19 protein-coding genes, 1 pseudogene and 1 riboswitch are annotated in these 21,247 nt (G+C 38.2%); of the genes and pseudogenes, 13 read left to right on the top strand and 7 right to left on the bottom strand.

What is annotated here, in order from left to right; translation table 11 throughout:
- Window positions 1-165 precede the first annotated feature (165 nt).
- A pseudogene (locus OTG27_RS22210) lies at window positions 166-531 on the bottom strand (CatB-related O-acetyltransferase); the annotation flags it as partial.
- Between the two features lie 294 nt (window positions 532-825).
- Window positions 826-2,166 (bottom strand): nucleobase:cation symporter-2 family protein, encoded by a 1,341-nt coding sequence (locus OTG27_RS22215; RefSeq protein WP_057277118.1) that lies wholly within the window; start codon window positions 2,164-2,166, stop codon window positions 826-828.
- Between the two features lie 247 nt (window positions 2,167-2,413).
- Here OTG27_RS22215 and OTG27_RS22220 point away from each other — a divergent pair, with 247 nt between their 5' ends.
- Window positions 2,414-3,601 carry a PucR family transcriptional regulator gene (locus OTG27_RS22220; RefSeq protein ID WP_268938144.1) on the top strand — a complete coding sequence of 396 codons (1,188 nt, stop codon included), beginning with the start codon at window positions 2,414-2,416 and terminating at the stop codon, window positions 3,599-3,601.
- Between the two features lie 96 nt (window positions 3,602-3,697).
- Here the strand turns inward: OTG27_RS22220 and OTG27_RS22225 are convergent, their stop codons facing one another.
- A complete protein-coding gene (locus tag OTG27_RS22225) occupies window positions 3,698-4,888 on the bottom strand; it encodes a PucR family transcriptional regulator (protein WP_268938145.1) in 1,191 nt (396 codons plus the stop codon).
- Between the two features lie 241 nt (window positions 4,889-5,129).
- Between OTG27_RS22225 and uraD the strand changes: the two genes are divergently transcribed.
- The 8 genes from uraD to OTG27_RS22265 all read left to right on the top strand — a co-directional run bounded on the left by uraD (window position 5,130) and on the right by OTG27_RS22265 (window position 11,807).
- Window positions 5,130-5,627 carry a 2-oxo-4-hydroxy-4-carboxy-5-ureidoimidazoline decarboxylase gene (gene uraD / locus OTG27_RS22230; protein WP_268938146.1) on the top strand — a complete coding sequence of 166 codons (498 nt, stop codon included), beginning with the start codon at window positions 5,130-5,132 and terminating at the stop codon, window positions 5,625-5,627.
- A 13-nt stretch (window positions 5,628-5,640) separates the two neighbouring features.
- Window positions 5,641-6,624 carry a factor-independent urate hydroxylase gene (pucL, locus tag OTG27_RS22235; RefSeq protein WP_134784533.1) on the top strand — a complete coding sequence of 328 codons (984 nt, stop codon included), beginning with the start codon at window positions 5,641-5,643 and terminating at the stop codon, window positions 6,622-6,624.
- Complete coding sequence (uraH, locus tag OTG27_RS22240; RefSeq protein WP_239859417.1) at window positions 6,624-6,983, top strand: hydroxyisourate hydrolase; 360 nt, start codon at window positions 6,624-6,626, stop codon at window positions 6,981-6,983. The genes pucL and uraH overlap by 1 nt, the downstream gene beginning before the upstream one ends.
- A 30-nt stretch (window positions 6,984-7,013) precedes the next feature.
- A complete protein-coding gene (gene tpx / locus OTG27_RS22245) occupies window positions 7,014-7,553 on the top strand; it encodes a thiol peroxidase (protein ID WP_063575047.1) in 540 nt (179 codons plus the stop codon).
- A gap of 786 nt (window positions 7,554-8,339) precedes the next feature.
- Window positions 8,340-8,747 carry a DUF1259 domain-containing protein gene (locus OTG27_RS22250; RefSeq protein ID WP_268938147.1) on the top strand — a complete coding sequence of 136 codons (408 nt, stop codon included), beginning with the start codon at window positions 8,340-8,342 and terminating at the stop codon, window positions 8,745-8,747.
- A gap of 277 nt (window positions 8,748-9,024) precedes the next feature.
- The gene (locus tag OTG27_RS22255) at window positions 9,025-9,879 is read left to right on the top strand and encodes a hypothetical protein (protein WP_268938148.1); all 855 of its coding nucleotides are present in this window, start codon (window positions 9,025-9,027) and stop codon (window positions 9,877-9,879) included.
- 35 nt (window positions 9,880-9,914) lie between these two features.
- Window positions 9,915-10,826 (top strand): VanW family protein, encoded by a 912-nt coding sequence (locus tag OTG27_RS22260; protein ID WP_268938149.1) that lies wholly within the window; start codon window positions 9,915-9,917, stop codon window positions 10,824-10,826.
- Window positions 10,827-11,048: 222 nt separating this feature from the next.
- A complete protein-coding gene (locus tag OTG27_RS22265; RefSeq protein WP_268938150.1) occupies window positions 11,049-11,807 on the top strand; it encodes a carbon-nitrogen hydrolase family protein in 759 nt (252 codons plus the stop codon).
- Window positions 11,808-12,111: 304 nt separating this feature from the next.
- On the opposite strand, the gene OTG27_RS22270 is transcribed toward OTG27_RS22265, so the two are convergent.
- Window positions 12,112-13,074, bottom strand: coding sequence for a D-2-hydroxyacid dehydrogenase (locus OTG27_RS22270; protein WP_268938151.1), 963 nt, complete (start codon window positions 13,072-13,074; stop codon window positions 12,112-12,114).
- Between the two features lie 139 nt (window positions 13,075-13,213).
- Window positions 13,214-14,098, bottom strand: a complete 885-nt coding sequence (gene dapA / locus OTG27_RS22275; RefSeq protein ID WP_268938152.1) for a 4-hydroxy-tetrahydrodipicolinate synthase — start codon at window positions 14,096-14,098, stop codon at window positions 13,214-13,216.
- A gap of 133 nt (window positions 14,099-14,231) precedes the next feature.
- A riboswitch (Lysine riboswitch) is annotated at window positions 14,232-14,410 on the bottom strand.
- Between the two features lie 369 nt (window positions 14,411-14,779).
- Between dapA and OTG27_RS22280 the strand changes: the two genes are divergently transcribed.
- The 3 genes from OTG27_RS22280 to OTG27_RS22290 are packed head-to-tail and all read left to right on the top strand — an operon-like array spanning window position 14,780 to window position 18,447.
- Complete coding sequence (locus tag OTG27_RS22280; protein ID WP_191929481.1) at window positions 14,780-16,255, top strand: spore germination protein; 1,476 nt, start codon at window positions 14,780-14,782, stop codon at window positions 16,253-16,255.
- Between the two features lie 21 nt (window positions 16,256-16,276).
- Complete coding sequence (locus tag OTG27_RS22285) at window positions 16,277-17,362, top strand: GerAB/ArcD/ProY family transporter (protein ID WP_268938153.1); 1,086 nt, start codon at window positions 16,277-16,279, stop codon at window positions 17,360-17,362.
- Window positions 17,359-18,447 carry a Ger(x)C family spore germination protein gene (locus tag OTG27_RS22290; RefSeq protein ID WP_268938154.1) on the top strand — a complete coding sequence of 363 codons (1,089 nt, stop codon included), beginning with the start codon at window positions 17,359-17,361 and terminating at the stop codon, window positions 18,445-18,447. Before OTG27_RS22285 ends, OTG27_RS22290 begins: the two co-directional genes overlap by 4 nt.
- A gap of 707 nt (window positions 18,448-19,154) precedes the next feature.
- Here the strand turns inward: OTG27_RS22290 and OTG27_RS22295 are convergent.
- Window positions 19,155-19,556, bottom strand: a complete 402-nt coding sequence (locus OTG27_RS22295; protein ID WP_268938155.1) for a hypothetical protein — start codon at window positions 19,554-19,556, stop codon at window positions 19,155-19,157.
- Between the two features lie 199 nt (window positions 19,557-19,755).
- Between OTG27_RS22295 and OTG27_RS22300 the strand changes: the two genes are divergently transcribed.
- Window positions 19,756-20,547: a phosphotransferase gene (locus tag OTG27_RS22300; protein ID WP_057277132.1), complete on the top strand. Its 792-nt coding sequence runs from the start codon at window positions 19,756-19,758 to the stop codon at window positions 20,545-20,547.
- Between the two features lie 192 nt (window positions 20,548-20,739).
- Here OTG27_RS22300 and OTG27_RS22305 read toward each other — a convergent pair whose 3' ends face one another.
- Complete coding sequence (locus OTG27_RS22305) at window positions 20,740-21,228, bottom strand: hypothetical protein (protein ID WP_268938156.1); 489 nt, start codon at window positions 21,226-21,228, stop codon at window positions 20,740-20,742.
- Between the last annotated feature and the right edge of the window lie 19 nt (window positions 21,229-21,247).

Here is a 21,247-nt window from a genome sequence, read left to right on the forward strand (position 1 = left end):
ATCAATAGGTGGTCTCTTTTATTTGTTCAAAATCAACATTAACCTTTAACAAAGTCATGGTTAAAAAGCGATCTTAATATAGTCAATGGAATCATTCTATAAAAAGTGATTTTCCCTCCATTAATTTGTGGTACAAGAATCGGATTCTCTGAAGTTGATGCATTGTCATCTTTTATTTTTTAAGGATCTTAGACTTTCCATATCCCCATTTACTATCACATCAATATGAGCAGAAATGATAGAGATATCTAAATCCCACCATTTAATTTCCAGCAGTTCGTTAATGATTTCTTTTAAGAAGCGGGTTTTAAGTTTCTTTTCGGGATTCCCTCCAACGATGGTGTAAGGTTCCACATCTTTGGTAATAACCGATTTGGCGGCTACAATTGCACCATCCCCGATTTTTATTCCAGGCATGATGACAGTATCCATTCCTATCCAAACATCATTTCCAATAATGGTATCACCTTTAAACGGCAACTGGTCTAACGTTGGCGTATACTTTTCCCATTCGTGTCCAAAAATGTTGAAGTTGCAGGGCCTACCTCCATTACCCCCTAATAAGCTAAGAAGGTTAAGCTTAAAGTTCGGTCAGGAATTTCGGGATTGACTCAAATTTTGGAGGGTTATATCGCTCTCTTTTCAAATGAAACAAGTTGAAGAGCCATAATTGAGTAAAAAAAAGCACCCTGCTAACCTATTAAATAGGCTGTTCAAGGTGCTTGTATTATTTGTTTGAAAATTCCCTGAATAAGGTTATAATTAAAAGTGTTGGAGAACCTAGCCAACTAGACACCCTTAGAGAATTGCCTTGTCCGCTACTTTCTAAGGGTGGATATTAATATTCTGGCTCATGCTTGGTTGAATTTCGGGTATGGAATGATGGTGTGTAATGGATGGATTTGTTTTTCCATTCAGGATGGCATTTAACACAACCAGTGTTATTGTACCCATCACGACTCCGTTTCCACATATTAATTGGACTGTTTCCGGGAATTTATCGAATGCTTCCGGGACCCCCTTGACTGCCAGACCGACTCCTATCCCAAGTGCAATCGTCAATTGATTGGAAGGTTTGCTTAAATCCGCTTTGGCTATCATCCCCAAAGCTGCAGATAGAAGCATGCCGAACATTGGTATCATGGCCCCGCCCAGAACGGGTAAAGGGATCATCGTCGTAAGACCGGCAACCTTAGGCACAAAAGCTAGAAAGATTAGGATACAGCCTGCCGTGACTACTACCGAGCGTTGAGTTACCTTTGTCAGCAAGACCAAGCCAACATTTTGTGAGAAGGTAGAATGGTTGAAAGAGTTGAAGATACCGCTTATGAAGCTCCCTATTCCTTCTGCACGGAGGCCCTTTTCCACATCTTTTTCAGTTATTTCCTTCCCGCATACTTCCCCGAGTGTCAAAAAGACGCCTATACTTTCCACAGCTATGATTAAAGATATGATTGTCATAGTGATAATAGATGAAAGGTCGAAGGTAGGTACCCCAAAATAAAAAGGAGTCACCATTGTAAACCAGCTGGCCTCTGTAAAGCCAGAGGTATCGACCATACCTAGAAAACCAGCCAATATAGTGCCAAGAATCATGGCGAAAAGAACTGAAACCGCTTTCAAGAAACCTTTAGTGAGTGTATTCAATAATAGGAAACTCACTAGTGTAAAACAAGCTAGCATTAGATTCATAGGATCTCCAAAGGTGGGGGAACCGACTCCGCCCGCTGCATTTTTCATGGCAACTGGCATTAATGACACGCCTATGATTAATATGACGGACCCTGCAACAATTGGTGGGAAATAGGGTATTAATTTACCGATTACTCCTGATAAAAGGGCAACAATTATTCCGGATACCATAACTGCGCCTAAAACCCCGGTTATACTATGGACCGACCCTATGGCTATTACTGGCTCGACCACGATAAAAGAGACAGCCATTAAAGCAGGTAATCTTATACCAAATCCTTTACCGCCAATAACTTGAAGCAAGGTGACTATCCCGCAGGCGAGTAAATCAAACGAGATCAGGTATATGATCTGTTCTTGTGTCAAGCCGATTGCAGGACCGACGATTAGTGGAACAGCTACCGCTCCTCCATACATTACACAAACATGCTGTAAACCTAACAATAACGTGTTTAGTTTGCTCAATTTTTCCATGTTTGCCCCCTTTTAATTAGTCACGACTTTCCAATTATATGAATGTAACGAAATCGCCTCCTTGTGATTTTGTAAATACTTCCTTATGGATGATTTTGTTGTTGCTTATTAAGAAACGCTATTTACAAAATCGGTGTATTTTTATATTATCACCGCCATAATGCTAAATCAAGACTATTTTTTGGAAAAATATGAATATTCATTCTAGTTCATTCTGTATATAATTAAGAAGAATAGGGGGAGAAATATGTATTTAACGATCGAAAAAGCTTTGAAACTTCCTGCCCTAAACCAAGTGGAAGTTATTGGAGGAAGTCAAGGGTTAACTCGGGTAATTAATTCAGTAAGTATAATGGATCATCCGGATATATCATGGATTAAACGAGGGGAACTCCTGCTGACAACCGGTTATGTGTTTAAGGATGACCTGAATGCTCAAATCAATCTTGTTAGGGAATTGTCGAAAAGAGGAAGTGCTGGATTAGCTATCAAGATTAAGCGGTTTCTTTCTACGATTCCTCCTGGAATGGTGGAAGAAGCGAACAAGTACAATTTCCCACTGCTGGAGATTCCTTATGAAATGCCTTTATCCGACTTATTATTCAGCTTTACATATGAACTTGTTAATAAGGAGAAAGTGAAAAACAATGGAAAAGGAAGTGTTGAAGTTTTTCATTCTCTTTTGAATGGGGAAAATAGGAGTTCATCTTTTATCCCCCAATTACAGGAATTTGGCTTTAATCCCGATAGGCCATATATTCTGCTCTTAATAAACGGAACGAAAGAAGAAGGGGATTCATTCTTTCCAATTGGCAGAATGTTGGAGAAATTAAGCCAAACTGAAAGAGAAGATTTCAAGTATTGGAATATCGACTTCGATGGTCAATTGATTATCCTGCAAGGGAAAGGGATGGTGACTGATGAACACCTGCTTATGCAGGCTCAAAGAATTGCCATCCTTTTAGAAGGTCTTATATTGAAAGATAATCCTGGCACTTCACTATCCATTGGGTTAAGCAAGGTGAAAAAAGAAATCTACAATATGAAAGAAGGGTTTATTGAAGCTAAAAAGGCCATTCAACTAGGCTCGAGGCTTAACCCGACTAATATCAATGATTACGCAAGCGTTGAAGTTGAAGATCTAATAAACCAAATCCCTAAGGATGCCATAACTCAATACGTGCTATCCATGATTCAGCCGCTTATTGTATATGATAGGGAAAATGAGGGGGAGTTATTAAAAACGCTGGAAACCTATCTATTTTCAAGAGGGAGAATAGAAGATGCGGCACGGGCTTTGTTTGTGCATCGAAATACTGTAAAGTTCCGTTTGTCTAGAATTGAAGACTTATTAGGAGTTGATTTAAAATCGAGGGATATTGCTTTTAAATTGCAGTTTAGTATAAAGGCTGCGAAGTTATTATTACATGACTAGGTAAAGGAAGCAATCGGGAATCAACTGTTACTGCCCATGAAAAACTGCCAGGGAATGAAGGATCCCTGGCAGTTTTTCATTTGTATAGGCCATTTCTTATCGATTATCCAGCAGGCGTTTGGCATATAGGGCAAGTTTTAAAGTGAACAGATCATCATTGCTTAATTCCATTCCTAATAGTTTTTTTATGCTTTTAATTCGAAAATGGATAGTGTTTCGGTGTACCCCCATTTTTCTGGCCGTTTCAGCAGGTCGAAGATTGCATTGCAAATATGCCTCCAAGGTTTTGATCAGATCAGACTGGGCTTCATCGTCATGGTCCTTAAGCGGTGCTAAATTACCTGTAACAATATCCATGAGCACATTTTTTGGAGCATACTGCAAAATTTTAAATGTTATTAATTCTTTGTAGCCGTAAATTTCCTTTCCTGGGTTCAATCGTTTTCCCAAATCAATAGATTGTAAAGCTTCCTGTAAGCTATTGGCCAGGTTATTAATACCTGTATGATAGTTACCGACTCCCAGTGTAAGTTCCATTGGCAGGTGTGTAGATAAAGTAGAGATAATCTGTTGGCTTATCTGGGTGACTTGTGAATAAAAGCGGGTGTTCCCTAGGGGGATGGTATCCAGATAAATGATAACTAGACTGCCCTTGATATTCCTTATGAGCTTATCGATTTTATATTGCTCGGTTAATGTTTCAATTGTCTTGATAAGCTGTTTATAAGTATTGGAATCATTCCTTTGATTCCATTGCAGCGTTAAAGGTAAAACCGTACATATGAAGCCCCCAGTAATTTGTTGGAAGCTGGATTTGTCCTCCGTCATTCCTAAAATCCCGTAACTTAAATTTTCAGCACCAACTCCGGAAATATCCCCCATGCTATAACTTTGCCCTTTTTGTTCATTCTGTCTCGTCACTATTTCACGAAGCAGGGGAGACATGATATCTGATAGCGAAAACTCAGGGGGGATTTTGAGAATAGGCAAATTGGCCATATTGGCAATGCTGATGGTGGTTTGCGGAATTTCCTCCAGTTTGATGAACAATCCTGAACAATTCATTTTTGCCAATTCGATTACGAATTGGTCTAATTGCTGCGGATTATCTTGAAATAAGTATCCGGTTGTTAGAATCAATTCATTTGGCTTCAACCAGGAAAGCACATCAGGAGCATCAAAGCTATTGATGGATTCTATTTCTCTATTAAGTCCCTGCATGCCAGCTGCCACTTGGCATTGTTTGATCTGTGGTAATTTTAATGCATCAGTCATCGTTAAATGCATGATAGGTCCCCTTCGCTGTGCCTTTTTTCTCTAATTTAACTAATTTTTTGAATATTGGCAACTGGATCTGAGCCTTTAAGATGGCCTGTTCTTTAAAAGGTAAGTGCGGTAAGCACAAAGGGGTTGGAAAAATATTAGCTTTTTCAGCTAATGACCTATAAATGAACGCTCGTATATAATTCAATTAAGTTAAGAATGTTTTGAATTATAAAAAAATAATCGGAAGAAGGGAGGGCCCGTATTGATATCTGACCTTAATAGCATTAATGAGTTGAACAAGGCGGCATTCATCGAAAAGTTAGGTTGGGTATATGAACATTCTCCTTGGATAGCAGAGCGTTCATGGGAGTACAAGCCATTCATTTCCGTAGAGGACCTAAAACAGAAAATGGAAATAGTTGTGCAAAATGCCTCATTATCGGAACAGCTCCAATTAATCAAGTCTCACCCGGACTTAGCAGCCCGGATTGATATGGCTGAAGCATCAGTTAAAGAACAATCCGCAGCCGGTTTGAATTCGCTTTCTCCGGAGGAATATGAAGAATTTCATGCGCTAAATAATCAGTATAAAGAAAAGTTTGGATTTCCGTTCATATTCGCTGTCCGTGGCAGCGATAAAACGGTGATAAAGGCAGAGATGAAAAGAAGGATTGGTTTGGATCAGGCAAATGAACTGAAGGAAGCCATCAAGCAAATCCACTTAATTGCCAGCCACAGGTTATCTGATTTTATAAACTAGGAGGAGGAATAATATGACAGCTCAAAATGAAAACAGAACGATGTATTACGGTAAAGGGGATGTATTTGTATACAGGACTTTTGTGCAGCCTCTTACAGGTTTGAGGAAAATACCGGAATCAAGTTTCACAGAAAGAGATAATACTATTTTCGGATTCAATTGCCAGATTTCTCTAAAAGGGGAAGCTTTTTTATCTTCTTTTACGGAAGGAGATAATAGCTTGGTGGTTGCAACGGATTCCATGAAAAACATCATTCATCGCCAGGCGGCCAATTATCAAGGAAATACGGCGGAAGGATTTTTAAAGTTCATATGTGAAGTTTTCCTTGATAAGTATAGCCACATAGATGCAGTGGAACTGACAGCAACTGAAGTTCCCTTCGATCATGTACTCGTTCCAAAAGGGGAAGGACATGAAAATAGTGATGTTGTCTATCGATGTTCCAGAAATGAAAGGGCTACCACTACAATCGAAGTCAAAAGGACACCTACCGGAAGCAAAATCGTTAAGCATTCAAGTGGAATAGTTGATGTCCATTTAATCAAGGTTAAAGGAAGCTCTTTTTATGGATTTATTCAAGATGAATACACCACACTGCCAGAAGCTCAGGATCGTCCACTATTTATCTACTTGGATTTCGATTGGGAATATAGCCGCTGGGAGGATGGCACTGGAGCGGATCCGGAAAAATATGTAGCAGCGGAACAAATTTGTGATATTGCAAACACAGTGTTCCATGAACTGAATAACCGTTCGATACAGCAGCTCATTTATCATATTGGCATTAGGATTCTGGAACGTTTCCCTCAGCTGGCGAATGTTCAATTTAAAACCAATAATCGTACCTGGGAAACCGTTGTGGAAACCATTCCGAATTCAGAAGGAAGTGTTTATCAGGAACCACGTCCTCCGTATGGCTTCCAAGGCTTTGTCGTTACACAAGAAGACGTTAAACAAAAAAAGGCAGCTGATTCAACTGTAGGGGCTTCCCGATAATGGACAGTAAGCTGACCACACATGTTTTAGACCTCTCTAAAGGTCTGCCGGCAAAAGGGATGAAGATAGAACTTTGGGCCATAGCAGAACAGGGAGACCATTCTTTCATAAAAGAGGTCTGTACAAACAAAGATGGGCGAGTGGATGATCCGCTTCTTCAAGGAGATGATCTCAAACCAGGTGAGTATGAGCTTGTCTTTTATGTCGGGGAATATTTCAATGATGGTGCGAATGATCCAAATATAAGGCCATTTTTAAATAAGGTCCCACTTCGTTTTGGAATAGGAAGTAATGAAGAACATTATCATGTTCCTCTGCTTGTTGCTCCGGGAGGATATAGCACATACCGAGGAAGCTAATAAATCAGTAAGAGAGTTGGAGGGTTCAATTTGGCACATGAGCGTACTGGTGCAGTGACTTTAGGCGGGAATCCAGTGACCTTGATTGGTCCTGAACTAAGAGTAGGGGATATGGCCCCTGACTTCACACTATTAACAAATGACCGCCGTAAAGTACATTTAACAGACTATAAAAATAAGACATGCATCATCACGACTGTTCCTTCGCTTGATACTGGTGTATGTGACTTACAAACAAGGCTCTTAAATGAAGAAGCAAGCAAAATGGGTGATGATGTAGCGGTGTTGGCTATCAGCGCAGACCTTCCCTTTGCTCAAGCAAGATGGTGCAAAGAAAGTAATGTCGAAGCTATAACCATTCTCTCCGATCACTTTGATTTGTCTTTTGGTACTGCATATGGAACGTATATGAAAGAACAACGATTGGAATGCAGGGCAGTATTTGTAATAAATCAAGAAGGAACCATTAAGTATGTGGAATATGTACCGGAAGTCACGGATCACGCAGATTATGAATCCGCATTACAGGTAGCGAAGGAAGTGATAAATAAAGCTGGTGCAGCTAAATAAACATTTTCCCTCACGAAGGATAGTAAAAGTACATTCTATTATCCGCAAGGCCGTCCGATTTTCAAAAGCTGGACGGTCTTTTGTTGATACTGAATTAAATTAGTAGTTTTCCAGTGACTTATCCAGGCCTCTTTCAAAAGTTAAAATATAATTACTATAATTAAACATTAATTCCTTTTATTTGAATGATAATCATGCTATAATGAAAGTCCAATAGCTTTATATAATATGGAAGCGCTTCCTTATTCAAGGGAGTGCCCTTTTTATGTTTTCACTTACTAATTAACATAACCATGCTAGAAACACCTGAAATAGAAATAAGTATACGTGTAAACTCCTGAAACCCGTCATCTCAGCTCCTGCCACATCAATTTCTTGATGATACAACAAACAGCCCCTGCAATGATATTTTTTACATCAGCGAATGGCAAAATCTATCGAGGGACTATTTCCTTTTTAAAACAACTCTTCTGGTCATATCCATTCCCACTTAAGAAAGATCAAATAAAAGTTAAAAAGCCCTTGCCTTCTTTTATTTCTTGTTGAAGGTGAGAGCCTTTCATTGTCCCATATCAATTTATCAATGTAAGCATCTTTAATCTTTAGTACATGTATCATAATACTCTACAAAAATCCCTTCAGAACAAAACCTGAAGGGATTTTCATGTCATATAACCTAGATTATTAGAAGTTGAGGATTATAAACTAATATCCTCATCAACAGATGAATATAATAATCGTGAATTTAGCATGTGGAAAATTTTTTTTTTTGAAAGGGGATTTTTCATGAGTTCGGAAAAACGAAGAAGATTATGTCAGGAATTTGCAAGAATTTTAGGCGGAGACGGAATGATTACTCCAGAAGGAGTATGCTTGGTGCAAAAGTTTCGTAATATTAGATTCACAATACTTGATCGCAGAACGCAATCTCCACTAGTCAATCCGCAATTTTTTACGTTTGAAAATGTTGATAGTAGGGGGAATGCGTTAAATTTAGGGGAAACAGTTCTTTTACAAGAAGAAGTTAACCCGTTATTAACTGAACTTAGAAAAAGGGACCTTTTAGTTACTTCTCTTCATAATCACTGGTTATTTGAAGAACCTCGTGCAATGTATATGCACTTTGAATCGATTGAACCACCACTAGATTTTGCTAAAAAAGTTAGAGATGCATTTAGAGTATTAAAAGTGTAGTCAGACTATAAGAGGCTAGCCTTACATCAGTGAGATTATCAATCCCACTGATGTTTTCTTTTTTGTATATCATGTCTTTTATTTTTCTACGGAGCAGGCCGCATGGCATCTTGTGCAGTTTCTAAGTTACCGGATTAGGGATATCAAAAGTACATATTAGAACATCATTACTAGCATGTCTGAGCCTTTTTAGCTTAATTTGAAGAATTTCCAAATTTTCAAAGGTATTCAATTTATTATGTCCTGAAATAATAAGAAAAAATGCAGGAGAGGTCAAATGAAAAACAATACATTATATCAAGTAATTATCGCTATTTTTATATTTGTCTTAATGGTCGATCAGTCGGTCTATGCCATGGAATGGGAAGATGAAGAAGGACCTATAAGTTTTAAAATTGAGATGTTACCTTGGGAGATTGTAAACAACATTATTCCTGATAAAACAAATTTCACCATAATCGATATTGAAACTGGTTTATCATTTAAGGTACAACGAAGGGCAGGCAGCCATCATGCCGATGTACAGCCATTAACCAAAGAAGATACTCAAATCATGAAGAAAATTTATAATAATAAATGGAGTTGGAATAGAAGAGCCATTATTGTATTAATCAATAATCAAATGATTGCTGCATCCATGCACGGAATGCCACATGGTGCTGGTGCTCTTCCAAATGGTTTTTCAGGTCATTTTTGTGTTCATTTCTCTGGAAGTATTACGCATCGTTTGAAAAACGAAGATCTTTCTCATAAATTAATGATATTGAAAGCCGCTGGTAAGCTTGATGATTATATACAAACCGTAAATCCTTATGAACTTATACGTATTTTCACCATTGCCATTAATCAAGGAAATCAGGAATTATTAGCAATGACCTTATCAAATCCGAGTCACCCTAACCGTGTCAATAAACTTGTTAAAGATATTACATATTTTGGTGTGATTGACCCTTTAAGACAACCGCCTGAACAGCTAAATGGTCTATTTCTCGTGGATGTACCCGTTCAAGTAGCTATTTATAAGAAGAAAGATGGCAAAGAAAAAAAGGTTATGCATTTTATGATCCGCAAGGAGAGTTTGCCTGATCGTTGGTTTATTGATCAAGATGCAATTTATGAAGACTTGAGGTGAAAATTGTGAATAAACCAACCCAGGAGGTGCATTCAATGAGATTAACATGGATTGCCGGACTTTTGCTATTCGTTCAACCAGTGAATATTTCAGAAAGCTTATTGGTAACCCACCAAGGACAAACGATTGCCAGTGTCAACCATGCTGATATTACGATGCCCTACCTGGATGTTCCTATGTTGGATGTGGATAAATACCATCAATTTGTCGAAAAAATAGACCGGCAAGTTTACCAAAAACCTGTAAATGCCACAATGGACAAGCAAGGTAATATTCTACCTGGGCGGGTAGGTTACAAGCTATACCATCAAGCCTTTAAAGAACAATTTCATTCCTTTTTGTACCGTAGTAGATCATATAAACTAGAAGTACCTTTGCTTGCTATTCATCCAAAGGTTGACAGCGAAATGCTTGCGGAAATTCGTGAAAAAAAGATAGGTGAATATAGAACCTATTTTAATGTGAACAATAAAAATCGTTCAAATAATATCTCACTTGCCACTGAAGCCATTAATAATTATGTCGTGTTTCCAGGAGAGGTCTTTTCTTTTAACCAAGTTGTTGGCGAGAGGTCAGTAGAAAAAGGATATTTGCTCGCTCGGGTTATCGTTAAAGGAGAGTTTTCTGAAGGGATTGGCGGAGGGATTTGCCAGGTTTCATCCACCTTGTTTAATGCTATCGACAATGCAGGGTTGCAAACGGTTCAACGCTATTCCCATACAAGGAGCGTTCCGTATGTTCCATCTGGCCGCGATGCTACAGTAAGCTGGTATGGGCCTGATTTTAGTTTTAAAAACAAGTACAATCAACCGATCCTGATCCGGGCTACAATCCAAGGAGGAATGGTGAGTATCAAGGTTTACTCTTCAGATATGATCAATTATAAAATACGAAAGATTCCCGATGCTTCAAAGCAGATATCCAAAGAACAAATTATTCGTTCGTAAAAGTACCGTATACGAATGGGGGCACCTTAGGCAAATTTGGTGTATATATAGAAGAAACTCGTAAAAACGGCCTTTGCTCATTGGAGCAAGGGCTTGTTTAGAGATGGGGGAGGAAACAGCTTTTTCTTTATCGGGACAGATTACATGAACAAGCCAATCCATGTCCATGCTACAATCATTACAAGCATGACCATAATATAAGTTGATGTTTAGGAGATCACTATGGGGAAAATAAAAATAGCTTTACTGCACCTATTGCCCATCGCTGGTGATGTGGAGCATAACCAAAAACTGATTGAACAAGCCATTCATATTGCAGCAAATAATAATGCCGAATGGATTATAACACCCGAACTATGTGTCAGCGGACTTCAATTCAATCATAAGGTTGGGACTGGATGGATTAACAAGCAACCTGATGCTTGGATGAATAATTTGGGCAGTAAACTAAGGAATTTGAAAAGCACTGTATTTTTGGGCTGCCCTGAAAAAGGCAGTGACGGAGAGTTGTATAATTCTGTGTTTGTCATAGATAAAAAAGGCCATTTAATAGGTAAACAGAGAAAAATCAGTGTTATTGATGATTGGTCAGCTTCAGGGGAAGTATTGGAGCCAATAAAAACAGACAATGTTGAGGTTGGTATTATGATTTGTGCAGACGCATATAACAAAGATATTGCTTGCACCTTATCTGAAAAAGGAGCAGAAATATTACTTGCACCGTCTTCTTGGGGTCCCGGATTACATGGTCCGGAGGGAGAATGGGAACAAAGGTCACTAGAAACAGGGCTGCCCGTAATAGTCTGTAATCGTACTGGCGAAGACGAAACGGTCCGTTTTTGGGATGCAGAAAGCATGATCATAAAAAATGGTGTACCCCTCCTGACTCATAAATCAAAACAATCAGCCATACTTACCTTTGAATGGGATTTACAAAGCATGGATTTACTATCCACTCATTTCGACATCGAGTACATATAATGAGAACTGCACCAACTCTTGTTGATAAAGGGTGCGCCAGTTTCTTATGGAACGATACATGAGGAGATAACAAATGGATGGTGGTACATCGCCTCACGGTAACTCCATCGAAAAAAGCCTATCTCTTGTGAGGGTTTTTGATTTGTAAGAGGGAGATAAAGCTAAACAAATGAAAATCCACTTTCAATAATCCTTGAAAAAAGTCAAATTATTCACTTTTAGTTTGTAGGCCGCATTCCTCCGTTGGAGAATGCGGCCTTTTCAATAAATAATTGCAAGCAAATAACAACAATTCTAATCGGGTTTAATACCCTCGGTTCCGATCTACCATTCCACTTAATGGTTGTTCACTTGAAAATCGACTTAAATTTTCTATGAAAAAGCTGCTCACTTCGTTAATCGTACTTGGTCCTGACAGGTGGGAAGTGACAAACACATTCGGCATGGACCAGAAGGCATGTTCTTTTGGCAACGGTTCTGTCTCAAATACATCGAGGACTGCTCCCTGTAGATGCCCTGCTCGCATGACAGATAGTAAATCCCCTTCATCTATCAATGCTCCGCGGCCAACGTTGATAAGGTAAGCGTTGGACTTCATAGCTAAAAGAAGGTCCTGGTTAATGATATGATAAGTGGAATCCGTTAAAGGAAGGGTCAGGACCAAATAATCCAGATCTTTTACAAATTCACCCCATTGGTCTGGAGTAAAGTGGAGATCCACGAGTGTTGCTTGTTTTCCACTAAAGCTTAACCCATGCACATTCATTTCAAATGCCCGGGCTTTACGTACAAGTTCAGCGCCAATCGATCCAAGTCCAGCCACCCCGATTGTTTTCCCCTTTAGAGTTTCAGAAATGAAAGGATCCCATCTCCGCTCCAATTGCGATTGTCTCATCCGAGGACCGTCTTTCACTATGTCCAAGAGAAACGAAAATACATATTCAGAGATGTAAGCACCAAATTGGTCAATAATTCGAGTTATTGTAATGTTTTGAGGTATCGATTTGTCTGCAATCAAATCATTGACCCCGGCTCCCATTGATTGAAACCAGCGAACAGATGAGGCAACTGGTTTACATAGTAATTGCGTCGGGAAATTCCATCCCAAAATAACTTCAGTGCCGGGTAAATATTTTTCTGCTTCCTCCAAAGTTTTCGCTGTCTTTACCGATATAAACCCACTATTTCGGATTTGATCAGCATATGCATCGACCTCTGACTTAATAGGACTAAATACAAGAATGCTTGGTTTGTGTGTACCCCCCATTGGCTCTCTCCTTATGATTCTTTATATATAGTATAAATTCTTTCTCCTGAGTCGTACATGGATAAAAAAACAGTGCATTTCTTTCGAGTATGCACTGCTTTTTAAAATTTCTCCAGAATCATTCGTTTTATTTATTTAATTAAATGGTTTCTGCGTTACTAGGCTGTAGAACTATTTGCAGTGCTCTTTCTTCTTCATCGTTAAAAGGGATCAATGGTAAGCGGACACCTCCAACATGTACCCCCCGCATATTTAATGCAGATTTTACTGGTCCCGGGCTTGGTGCAGCAAATAATGCTTTCATGATTGGAAGAAGTGTACGATGTGCAGCGGCAGCGCCAAGGACATCACCATTTTTAAAGCTATTGATCATTTCTTGCATTTCATTACCAATTATGTGTGAAGAAACCGAAACAACGCCTGTTCCACCGATGGCTAAAACCGGTAATGTCAACCCATCATCGCCGCTGTACAAAGTAAAATCACTAGTTGTTTTGCTTATGATTTGTGCCATGGCATCCAAGTCACCGCTTGCTTCTTTTACTGCCACGATATTGTTGATTTTTGAGAGGCTGACAATCGTCTCCACTGACATGTTTACAACACTTCGACCTGGAATATTATAAAGCATTACCGGTAATGATGTTGAATGGGCTATAGCGCTAAAGTGCTGAAATAGTCCTTCTTGAGACGGCTTGTTATAGTAGGGGGTGACGAGCATGATTCCGTCGACTCCTGCTGCCTCCGCTTGCTTTGTTAAGCTGATGGAAGCTCTCGTGTTATTTGAGCCGGTTCCAGCTATGACTGGAACTCTTCCATCAACAACATCTACAACAAATTTGAATAAATCTATTTTCTCTTCTTGAGTTAAGGTAGGGGACTCTCCAGTTGTACCGGCTATTACTAATCCATCAGAACCATTAGCAATCAAATGGTTTACTAAAGTTCTCGTAGCATTAAAATCAACCTCTTCATTATGATTGAACGGGGTAACCATTGCGGTTAAAACTTGGCCAAAATTCATAACTTCACACCCTTTTGTATAATTTTTAAAAATATTCAGAGGTGGTTAGGGCCATTCAGGAGTAAACGCAAAAAAGCAACAACGAGGATTCGCTGCTGCAGTAGAAACAATATTTACTAAAAAATGTTTCCGCGCATAAGATAGCCCTCCATATAGTTTCCTATATGACAGTCCTGTATTTATTCAATAGCAGAACCAGCTTCAAGAACATGAGATTCTTTCCGCTTCGGCAAATTCCCCTTTCCACAATAGTCATAGGATCTCATTCTCCTCAAAATGTGTACTAATGGTCTTTGCTCCTCTATCCTCACTTCAAAAAAATTTGAAGTAAGAAAATATTTAATTGATTGTAATATAACAGGGAATCCCTTCTGTTGCAAGCCTAATTATGAAGTTTTTTAAGAATGCTAGAAATCTATGGGGAATGGCTAGAGTATTGGGGTGGATTCATCTTTATTCGTTATAGGCTGAACAAATATTCAATGGACGAGGGAGTAGTAGACAATACAACTCCCTTTAATGATTCTTTTTCATTTATCCGATTAAAACTCACTGATAATTTATTGAAAATTACAGTTGGCCGCTAATTTTAATCAGTAATTTCAACTAAGTATTCGTGCGTATAAAATCCTACCATTCGTTAATAATATCCATATCTTACAATCAAAGGAGTGGAGTCTATTGAAAAGATATTCATTCTTTAAAAAGCAAGAAAATCATAAATCTACAGACTTCACTGATGTACTCGAACATCTGCAAAAGTCCAAGGACTTCACAAGCTTTACACTCAATTTTGAAAATGAAATATACTGTGTATCTTTTTTCGATACATTAATTGATAAAGATATAATGCATAGAGACCTCCTTCCTTTTTTACATACAAATTCTTCAACTCTGGAGGAGCTTGTACACAACTTACCAATAGAGGGGCTTGTTTTCACAAAAAATCCTGCTGAACTACAAAGTCAGCTGTTAATGGGTTATATAGCCATAACATTAAATAATCAATCTGATCAGGCAGTTTTAGTTAAAGCAGCAAATAACACTTCCAGGCAAGTTACACTGCCAGAGGTAGAGTTCAGTGTTGTCGGTCCGAAAGAGGCACTGGTCGAATCACTTGATACGAATTTATATTTAATCCGAAAACGGCTTCCTATTGCAGAACTTGCTGTTGAAGAAATTATTGTTGGGAAGTTATCCAAAACAAGAGTAGCAGTGCTTCATATAGAAGGAATTGCAAATAAGGAGAATGTAGAAACCGTCATACAGCGCATATCTGATTTAAGGGTTAACCAAATAATTGATAGCTCCTATATTTCACAAATGATTGAAGATAATAAAAATTCTCCTTTTCCTCAATTTATCGATACGGAACGACCTGATCGATTGGCTGCGGTACTAGGAGAAGGCAAAGTAGTGATCTTGGTGGATGGAGCTCCACATGGCTTACTTGGGCCCTCCACATTCTTTGAATACTTTGCGGCATTCGAAGATTATTTTCTCAACTGGACGATTGCCTCATTCTTTAGGCTTATTCGTTTTTTTGCTGTATTGTTTTCCATCCTAATGACCCCCATATATGTCGCAGTTCTCACTTATCATTATGAGTTGATTCCAAAGGATTTAGTCAGTACGCTTGTGATTTCTCGTAGCGGAATTCCATTTCCACCGATTTTAGAAGCATTAATCTTGGAATTAGCTATCGAACTTCTCAGGGAGGCAGGAGCTAGACTGCCGACTAAAGTAGGTCAAACAATAGGTATCGTAGGTGGTATTGTAATTGGGACGGCATCTGTTGAAGCAGGGCTAACGAGTAATGTATTATTAATTCTTGTTGCATTGTCGGCTCTTGGTTCTTTTACTACACCTGTTTATCAAATGGGTAATACCATTCGCTTAATTCGATTTCCTCTCCTGCTCATGGCTTATTTTTTAGGATTATTGGGTATAGCTATCAGTTTCTGTTTTTTGCTTGTGCATTTACTGAGGATAAGTTCCTTAGGGAGGCCATTTCTTGAACCATTATATCCGCCAAGGATTTATGATATGCGGGATGCCTTGATTCGTTTACCATTTTTTCTTCAGGCTAAACGTCCAATTGAGGTTCAGACGGAAGACACTGTTCGGTTAGAACCCAAAGAAGATTCTAAAGACTAAGTGAGAGTGGAGGTTTCTTACATGAACGATAAAAGTGATCAAATCTCACCATTTCTAGTCTATTTTTTAATCGTTAAAATTCAGATAGGTGTAGGGGTCCTGGGATTTCAAAGGATAATTATTCAATCTGCTGGCCATGATGCTTGGATGGCGGTCATTATAAGTGGTATAGTCTTTTCTTTGGGTATTTGGGGTATGTACAAGCTATTAAATCGCCACGATATGGACTTAATAGGCATACAGAAACGACTTTTTGGAAAGTGGCTTGGCGGTTTACTAAATATCATCTGGATACTGTATTGGCTGATGGTGGGTATTTCTGTTTTAAGATCCTATCTTGAAATCGTTCAATCATGGGTATTCCCCCAAATTAACACATGGATGGTGACCTCCATATTTGCTTTATTAATTTATTATGTGGTTTTAGGTGGGTTTAGAGTGGTCGCCGGTATTTGCTTTTTAGGGATCAGTATCCCTTCTTATTTAATTCTAACTTTTTATTTCCCGCTGGAATTCACACATTTTCGCAACCTATTGCCCATTTGGGATCATTCTCTTAAAGACATGGCCCTTGCATCTAAGCAAATGTCATATAGCTATTTAGGCGTTTCCACTTTAATAATGTATTATCCATTGGTTAAGCATCGTAAAAGTACACAAAAGTGGGCGCAACTAGGAAATCTTACTTCTGTTTTCCTTTATTTATGCCTAACGATCCTGACAATAGGGTATTACAGTGAAGACCAAATCAGTAGATATATTTGGGCAACTTTGTCCTTTTGGGGAATTGTACAAATGCCTTTCGTTGAACGGTTTGAGTACATAGGAATCGCTACATGGATCTTAGTTTTAGTACCTAGTGTATGTCTCTATATGTGGGTTTCGGCAAGGGGGATTTCACAATATTTTAAAATGAAGCAGAAAACAATTTATGCTCTACTATTAATTTTATTGGTTGTGATGACAAATCTGATTAAAGGCAGGGGAATGATTAATCAATATGTGGATTACATTTCAAATTTAGGTTTGGTTTTGGAAATTCCTTATGTCTTATTTCTGGTTTGTTTATCCACTGTCATGTCAAATAAAAAGGAAGATAAGAAATGAGAGTTTTATTCGCGAAATTGGCCCTGATACTTCTTTTAATTAGTGTTCTCTCAGGCTGCATGGGGGTGGATAGCAAAGTTCTCGATGAAATAAATTTGGCAACAGCCATCGGATATGATTATGTCGATAAGACTCATTTCGAAGCGATCGCTGTAACACCTCTTTATTATCCTGATAAAACCATTAACAATATTACCTATAGTTCGAAATCATCACTTAGTAAAGACGTGCGAGATGAGATGAATCAGCAATCTGAAAGACCTATCTTTAGTGGGAAATTAGAGGTGGTCTTATACGAAAAAAGGCTTGCGAAACAAGGGGTATTCTATCTAATCGATACATTAATCAGAGACCCTTCAATTGGAACTACTTTAAAACTCGGCATTGTCGAAGGAAGTTCAAAGGATGTGTTAGGCACCCAGTTTGGCAACATAGATAAAGGAATTTATTTATCAAATACAATTGAGCAAAATATAAAAATGGGTATGCTGCCTAGAACTAACCTTCATCTTTTTTTGTATGCTCATTACTCTGAAGGAATGGACCCATTCTTACCCATCGTAAAAGCTTTGGATGGGAAAGTTTATATTAAAGGAAATGCCATGTTTAATAGTAAAGGGCAATACGTGTATCAGACTAAGAGCCGTGAAAATGTTATTTTCAAAATGCTATATGAAAATACAACAAGCAAGGAAGGGTTCTCTACAAAAATTGAAGGGAGAGAATTTGCTTCCGTCAACAATATAAAAACAAAAAGGTCTTATAAGATTTCAAAGCCGATGACAGATACTCCTATAACGATCGATCTCGAGATAAAGGCAATATTGCGAGAATATACCGGTGATGAAGTAACTCCTAAAATGATTAAAATTATAGAAGATAAAATGTCCAAAGATGTGAAGGAACGCTCGGGAAAATTAGTGAGGAATTTTCAAAAACTACATGTTGATCCCCTGGGGATTGGCGAACAAGTACGCACGAGGACTAGAAGCTGGGATAAGAAAAAATGGGATGAAATTTATAGTTCTATCCCGATAAATGTGAATGCTAAAGTTGAAATTTTAGAATCGGGCGTTGTGGAATAGGAGTAAACGGAGTTGCGGTTTATTAGGGAAAATAAAGCGACAGGAGTTCTTCTTAATAGGGAGTTGATTTTTAAAATATCAGCATCATTTACAGGATGCTTTTTTTTGTGCTGAAAATTATTTTATAAATTTCCATCTGCAGTTTATGTATCTAATTATTCTAAAAATCCCTTGAACCACCACTAGATTTTGCTGAAAAAGTAAGACGCAATTAAAGTATTAAAAGTGAAGTCAATGGCAGCCTCCATTTTACGAACCAAATGGTTCGGTGGCACCAGTTGGTCTAAAGTAATCACTTCAAGTTGATCTCGCTCCTCAAGTTTTAATACTTCTCTTTTAAAACAAAAATGACTCCAGGCAAAAGAGTTCTATCTAAAAGGTAAGACAAAGCTGATTGGAGCGGGTGTACGAGACTCCTGCTTAGAAAAGCGCGTCTAGGGGAGACCCCGCAGGCGAAAGCCGAGGGCTGACCGCCCGCGGAAAGCGAGTGCCCTACGTTCCAATCAACGTCCAAATTGTACAAGCCATAAAAATAGACAAACTCGATTTTCATCGGGTTTGTCTACAGCCTGAGACAATTAATAAATTAATTGCCTTTTTTATACCCTGCTTGGAATAGAGAAGAATATGAAGGAGTCATTCAGAACTTCCTGACCCCCATCTCCCTTAGGGGAGTTTTTAAGTTTTTCCCAATCCTCTATAAAGTCTTAAGCATTAAACATCGGTTGCGTTGTAGCGGGACAAATCGTTTTAACGGAACAAATAGATGAAAGGCTAATAGTGAAATTACCCATTGCTCTGTCAGTAACTATCACTTGCCCGGTAACAGCATCAAAACTGCGTAACTCTACAAATATAGGTGTAAATGGTTCTGCGGTTGTAGTGAATCCAATGATTGAACCTATGATGGAAGTCCTTAAAAACTCACTTATTTGTTGTCGGGTCTGACATGCTTGTCCAATTGGCGAAAATCTTTTTTGTTTATGCCCTTTGTCCTTTGCTTTATCACAGCAGGATGACTTATCATGGCTGGAAGATTTACCATGGCAGGATGAACTATGACCGCATAATGGATTATGACGGCATAAAAAATCATTACTTAAATTCATAAATATCACTCCTTTTCTACTATATATATGAGATAAAACAAAACATGCTTGTACAAATTTACTAGAATCCCTGCCTTTATCGTATTCGCCCATGAATATTTCTACGTAATGTTTCGTGAATCGTAACTGTCTATAAGGCAGTTACAAACAGGAATTGTTGTACGTGTTATAGAAAGTCATATTAGGGAGGGATCCATGGATGTCAAACCTTGATAATGAAGAAATGCTAACAGGAGGGAATGTTTCTGAAGTTTATCGTTCAGGAGATACTGTGCGACGGGAATTAAAGCCTGATAGTCCCAAGATTCATAAGCTATTAAAGCATTTGGAGAATAAAGGTTTCAGTTATGCACCAAAGTTTTTAGGTATAGATGAAAAAAGAAGAGAAATATTATCATTTATTGAAGGAGAAGCTGGTAATTATCCTTTAAAGGAATACATGTGGTCAGATGATGTCTTAATGGAAATAGCGAAAATGCTCCGTCTTTATCATGATTCTGTCAGTGATTTTTCTTTTGATGACAGCTGGCAACCGATAGATAACACCCCCCAACAACCTGAGGTGCTATGCCATAATGATTTTGCGATGTACAACATTATTTTTAACCGTAAAAAACCAATGGGTATTATTGATTTTGATGTTGCTGGACCCGGTCCAAGACTTTGGGACATAGCTTACACACTTTATACTTGCGTTCCCTTAAGCAGATTTCATCTTTCTGAAGCAGGTGAGAAAGTTTATTACCATTCATTACAGCATGGTACCCGTATAAAACAAAGAATCAGATTGTTTCTTGAATCTTACGGTGAGGGAATAGAAGCAGACTATTTGGAAATGGTATTGCTGCGGTTGGAAGGGTTATGTAAAACAATTACAAGAAAAGCCAGTGAAGGGGACATTGCTTTTCAAAAGATGATAGAGGAAGGGCATCTTGAACATTATCAAAACGATATTAACTTCATTCGGGAACATGGAAAGGATTGGATGTAAGGGTGGGTTATTGGTTTCAAACCTACAGCATAGACGAATAAAACCCCTTGGCCGCCAAGGGGTTTTATTTTTGATGGTTTTTTAAGAGTGATTATACCAACAATATTATGGATCAAGAATCTTTTTTTACAACAAAATAATAAAAACAAGATATTGAAAAGATTAGAAGTAAAAGAAGAAAATTTACTATAGTCAATTTATATTCACCTGATTCTTAATTTTTTTAGGTTGTATCGTCTCTTTACCGATAACTGGATTTGCTAAAAAGATCATTCTAAGCTTTTTATATTCAAATAATAGAAGGGAAATACTCATAAGTGTCAATACAGAACTAATGCCGAGCGCTGGTATGCCAAAACAGTAATTAAGGATAGTGATATTTACTGTGATAGGCAGGTAAATAATATTCCCTAATGTTGCTGTTCTTGGAATTAATAATAACAAGGCTGCTGTTAACTCTCCGAATGCTATAAATAAATTATAAGTATGGGAGTAGCCAAAGAAGTGCCAAGCTAATTGCATAGCAGAGTCCTTGGTGGAATCAAATATAAAATCCCCAGTGGAAAATTGTCCTGGATATATCTTGGCCGTCCCATAGATGAAAAAGGTTAAAGCTAAATACCATCTAAACGCAGTAATCGTACTCATTTTAAGTTTCTTAAGGGAACTTTTCTTATTCATTATTTATCTATCCTACTTT

The organism is Peribacillus sp. AS_2, assembly GCF_026891895.1.
GTDB classification, from domain to species: domain Bacteria; phylum Bacillota; class Bacilli; order Bacillales; family DSM-1321; genus Peribacillus; species Peribacillus frigoritolerans.

What these genes read in the sequence shown, in the direction of transcription:
- OTG27_RS22260 (WP_268938149.1), top strand. Translation starts at nt 9,915, where the DNA reads ATGAGATTAACATGGATTGCCGGACTTTTGCTATTCGTTCAACCAGTG.
- OTG27_RS22295 (WP_268938155.1), bottom strand. Translation starts at nt 19,556, where the DNA reads ATGAATTTAAGTAATGATTTTTTATGCCGTCATAATCCATTATGCGGT.
- OTG27_RS22225 (WP_268938145.1), bottom strand. Translation starts at nt 4,888, where the DNA reads ATGCATTTAACGATGACTGATGCATTAAAATTACCACAGATCAAACAA.
- OTG27_RS22290 (WP_268938154.1), top strand. Translation starts at nt 17,359, where the DNA reads ATGAGAGTTTTATTCGCGAAATTGGCCCTGATACTTCTTTTAATTAGT.
- OTG27_RS22220 (WP_268938144.1), top strand. Translation starts at nt 2,414, where the DNA reads ATGTATTTAACGATCGAAAAAGCTTTGAAACTTCCTGCCCTAAACCAA.
- OTG27_RS22300 (WP_057277132.1), top strand. Translation starts at nt 19,756, where the DNA reads ATGTCAAACCTTGATAATGAAGAAATGCTAACAGGAGGGAATGTTTCT.
- dapA (WP_268938152.1), bottom strand. Translation starts at nt 14,098, where the DNA reads ATGAATTTTGGCCAAGTTTTAACCGCAATGGTTACCCCGTTCAATCAT.
- OTG27_RS22305 (WP_268938156.1), bottom strand. Translation starts at nt 21,228, where the DNA reads ATGAATAAGAAAAGTTCCCTTAAGAAACTTAAAATGAGTACGATTACT.
- OTG27_RS22270 (WP_268938151.1), bottom strand. Translation starts at nt 13,074, where the DNA reads ATGGGGGGTACACACAAACCAAGCATTCTTGTATTTAGTCCTATTAAG.
- OTG27_RS22285 (WP_268938153.1), top strand. Translation starts at nt 16,277, where the DNA reads ATGAACGATAAAAGTGATCAAATCTCACCATTTCTAGTCTATTTTTTA.
- OTG27_RS22265 (WP_268938150.1), top strand. Translation starts at nt 11,049, where the DNA reads ATGGGGAAAATAAAAATAGCTTTACTGCACCTATTGCCCATCGCTGGT.
- uraH (WP_239859417.1), top strand. Translation starts at nt 6,624, where the DNA reads ATGGACAGTAAGCTGACCACACATGTTTTAGACCTCTCTAAAGGTCTG.
- OTG27_RS22255 (WP_268938148.1), top strand. Translation starts at nt 9,025, where the DNA reads ATGAAAAACAATACATTATATCAAGTAATTATCGCTATTTTTATATTT.
- OTG27_RS22215 (WP_057277118.1), bottom strand. Translation starts at nt 2,166, where the DNA reads ATGGAAAAATTGAGCAAACTAAACACGTTATTGTTAGGTTTACAGCAT.
- pucL (WP_134784533.1), top strand. Translation starts at nt 5,641, where the DNA reads ATGACAGCTCAAAATGAAAACAGAACGATGTATTACGGTAAAGGGGAT.
- OTG27_RS22250 (WP_268938147.1), top strand. Translation starts at nt 8,340, where the DNA reads ATGAGTTCGGAAAAACGAAGAAGATTATGTCAGGAATTTGCAAGAATT.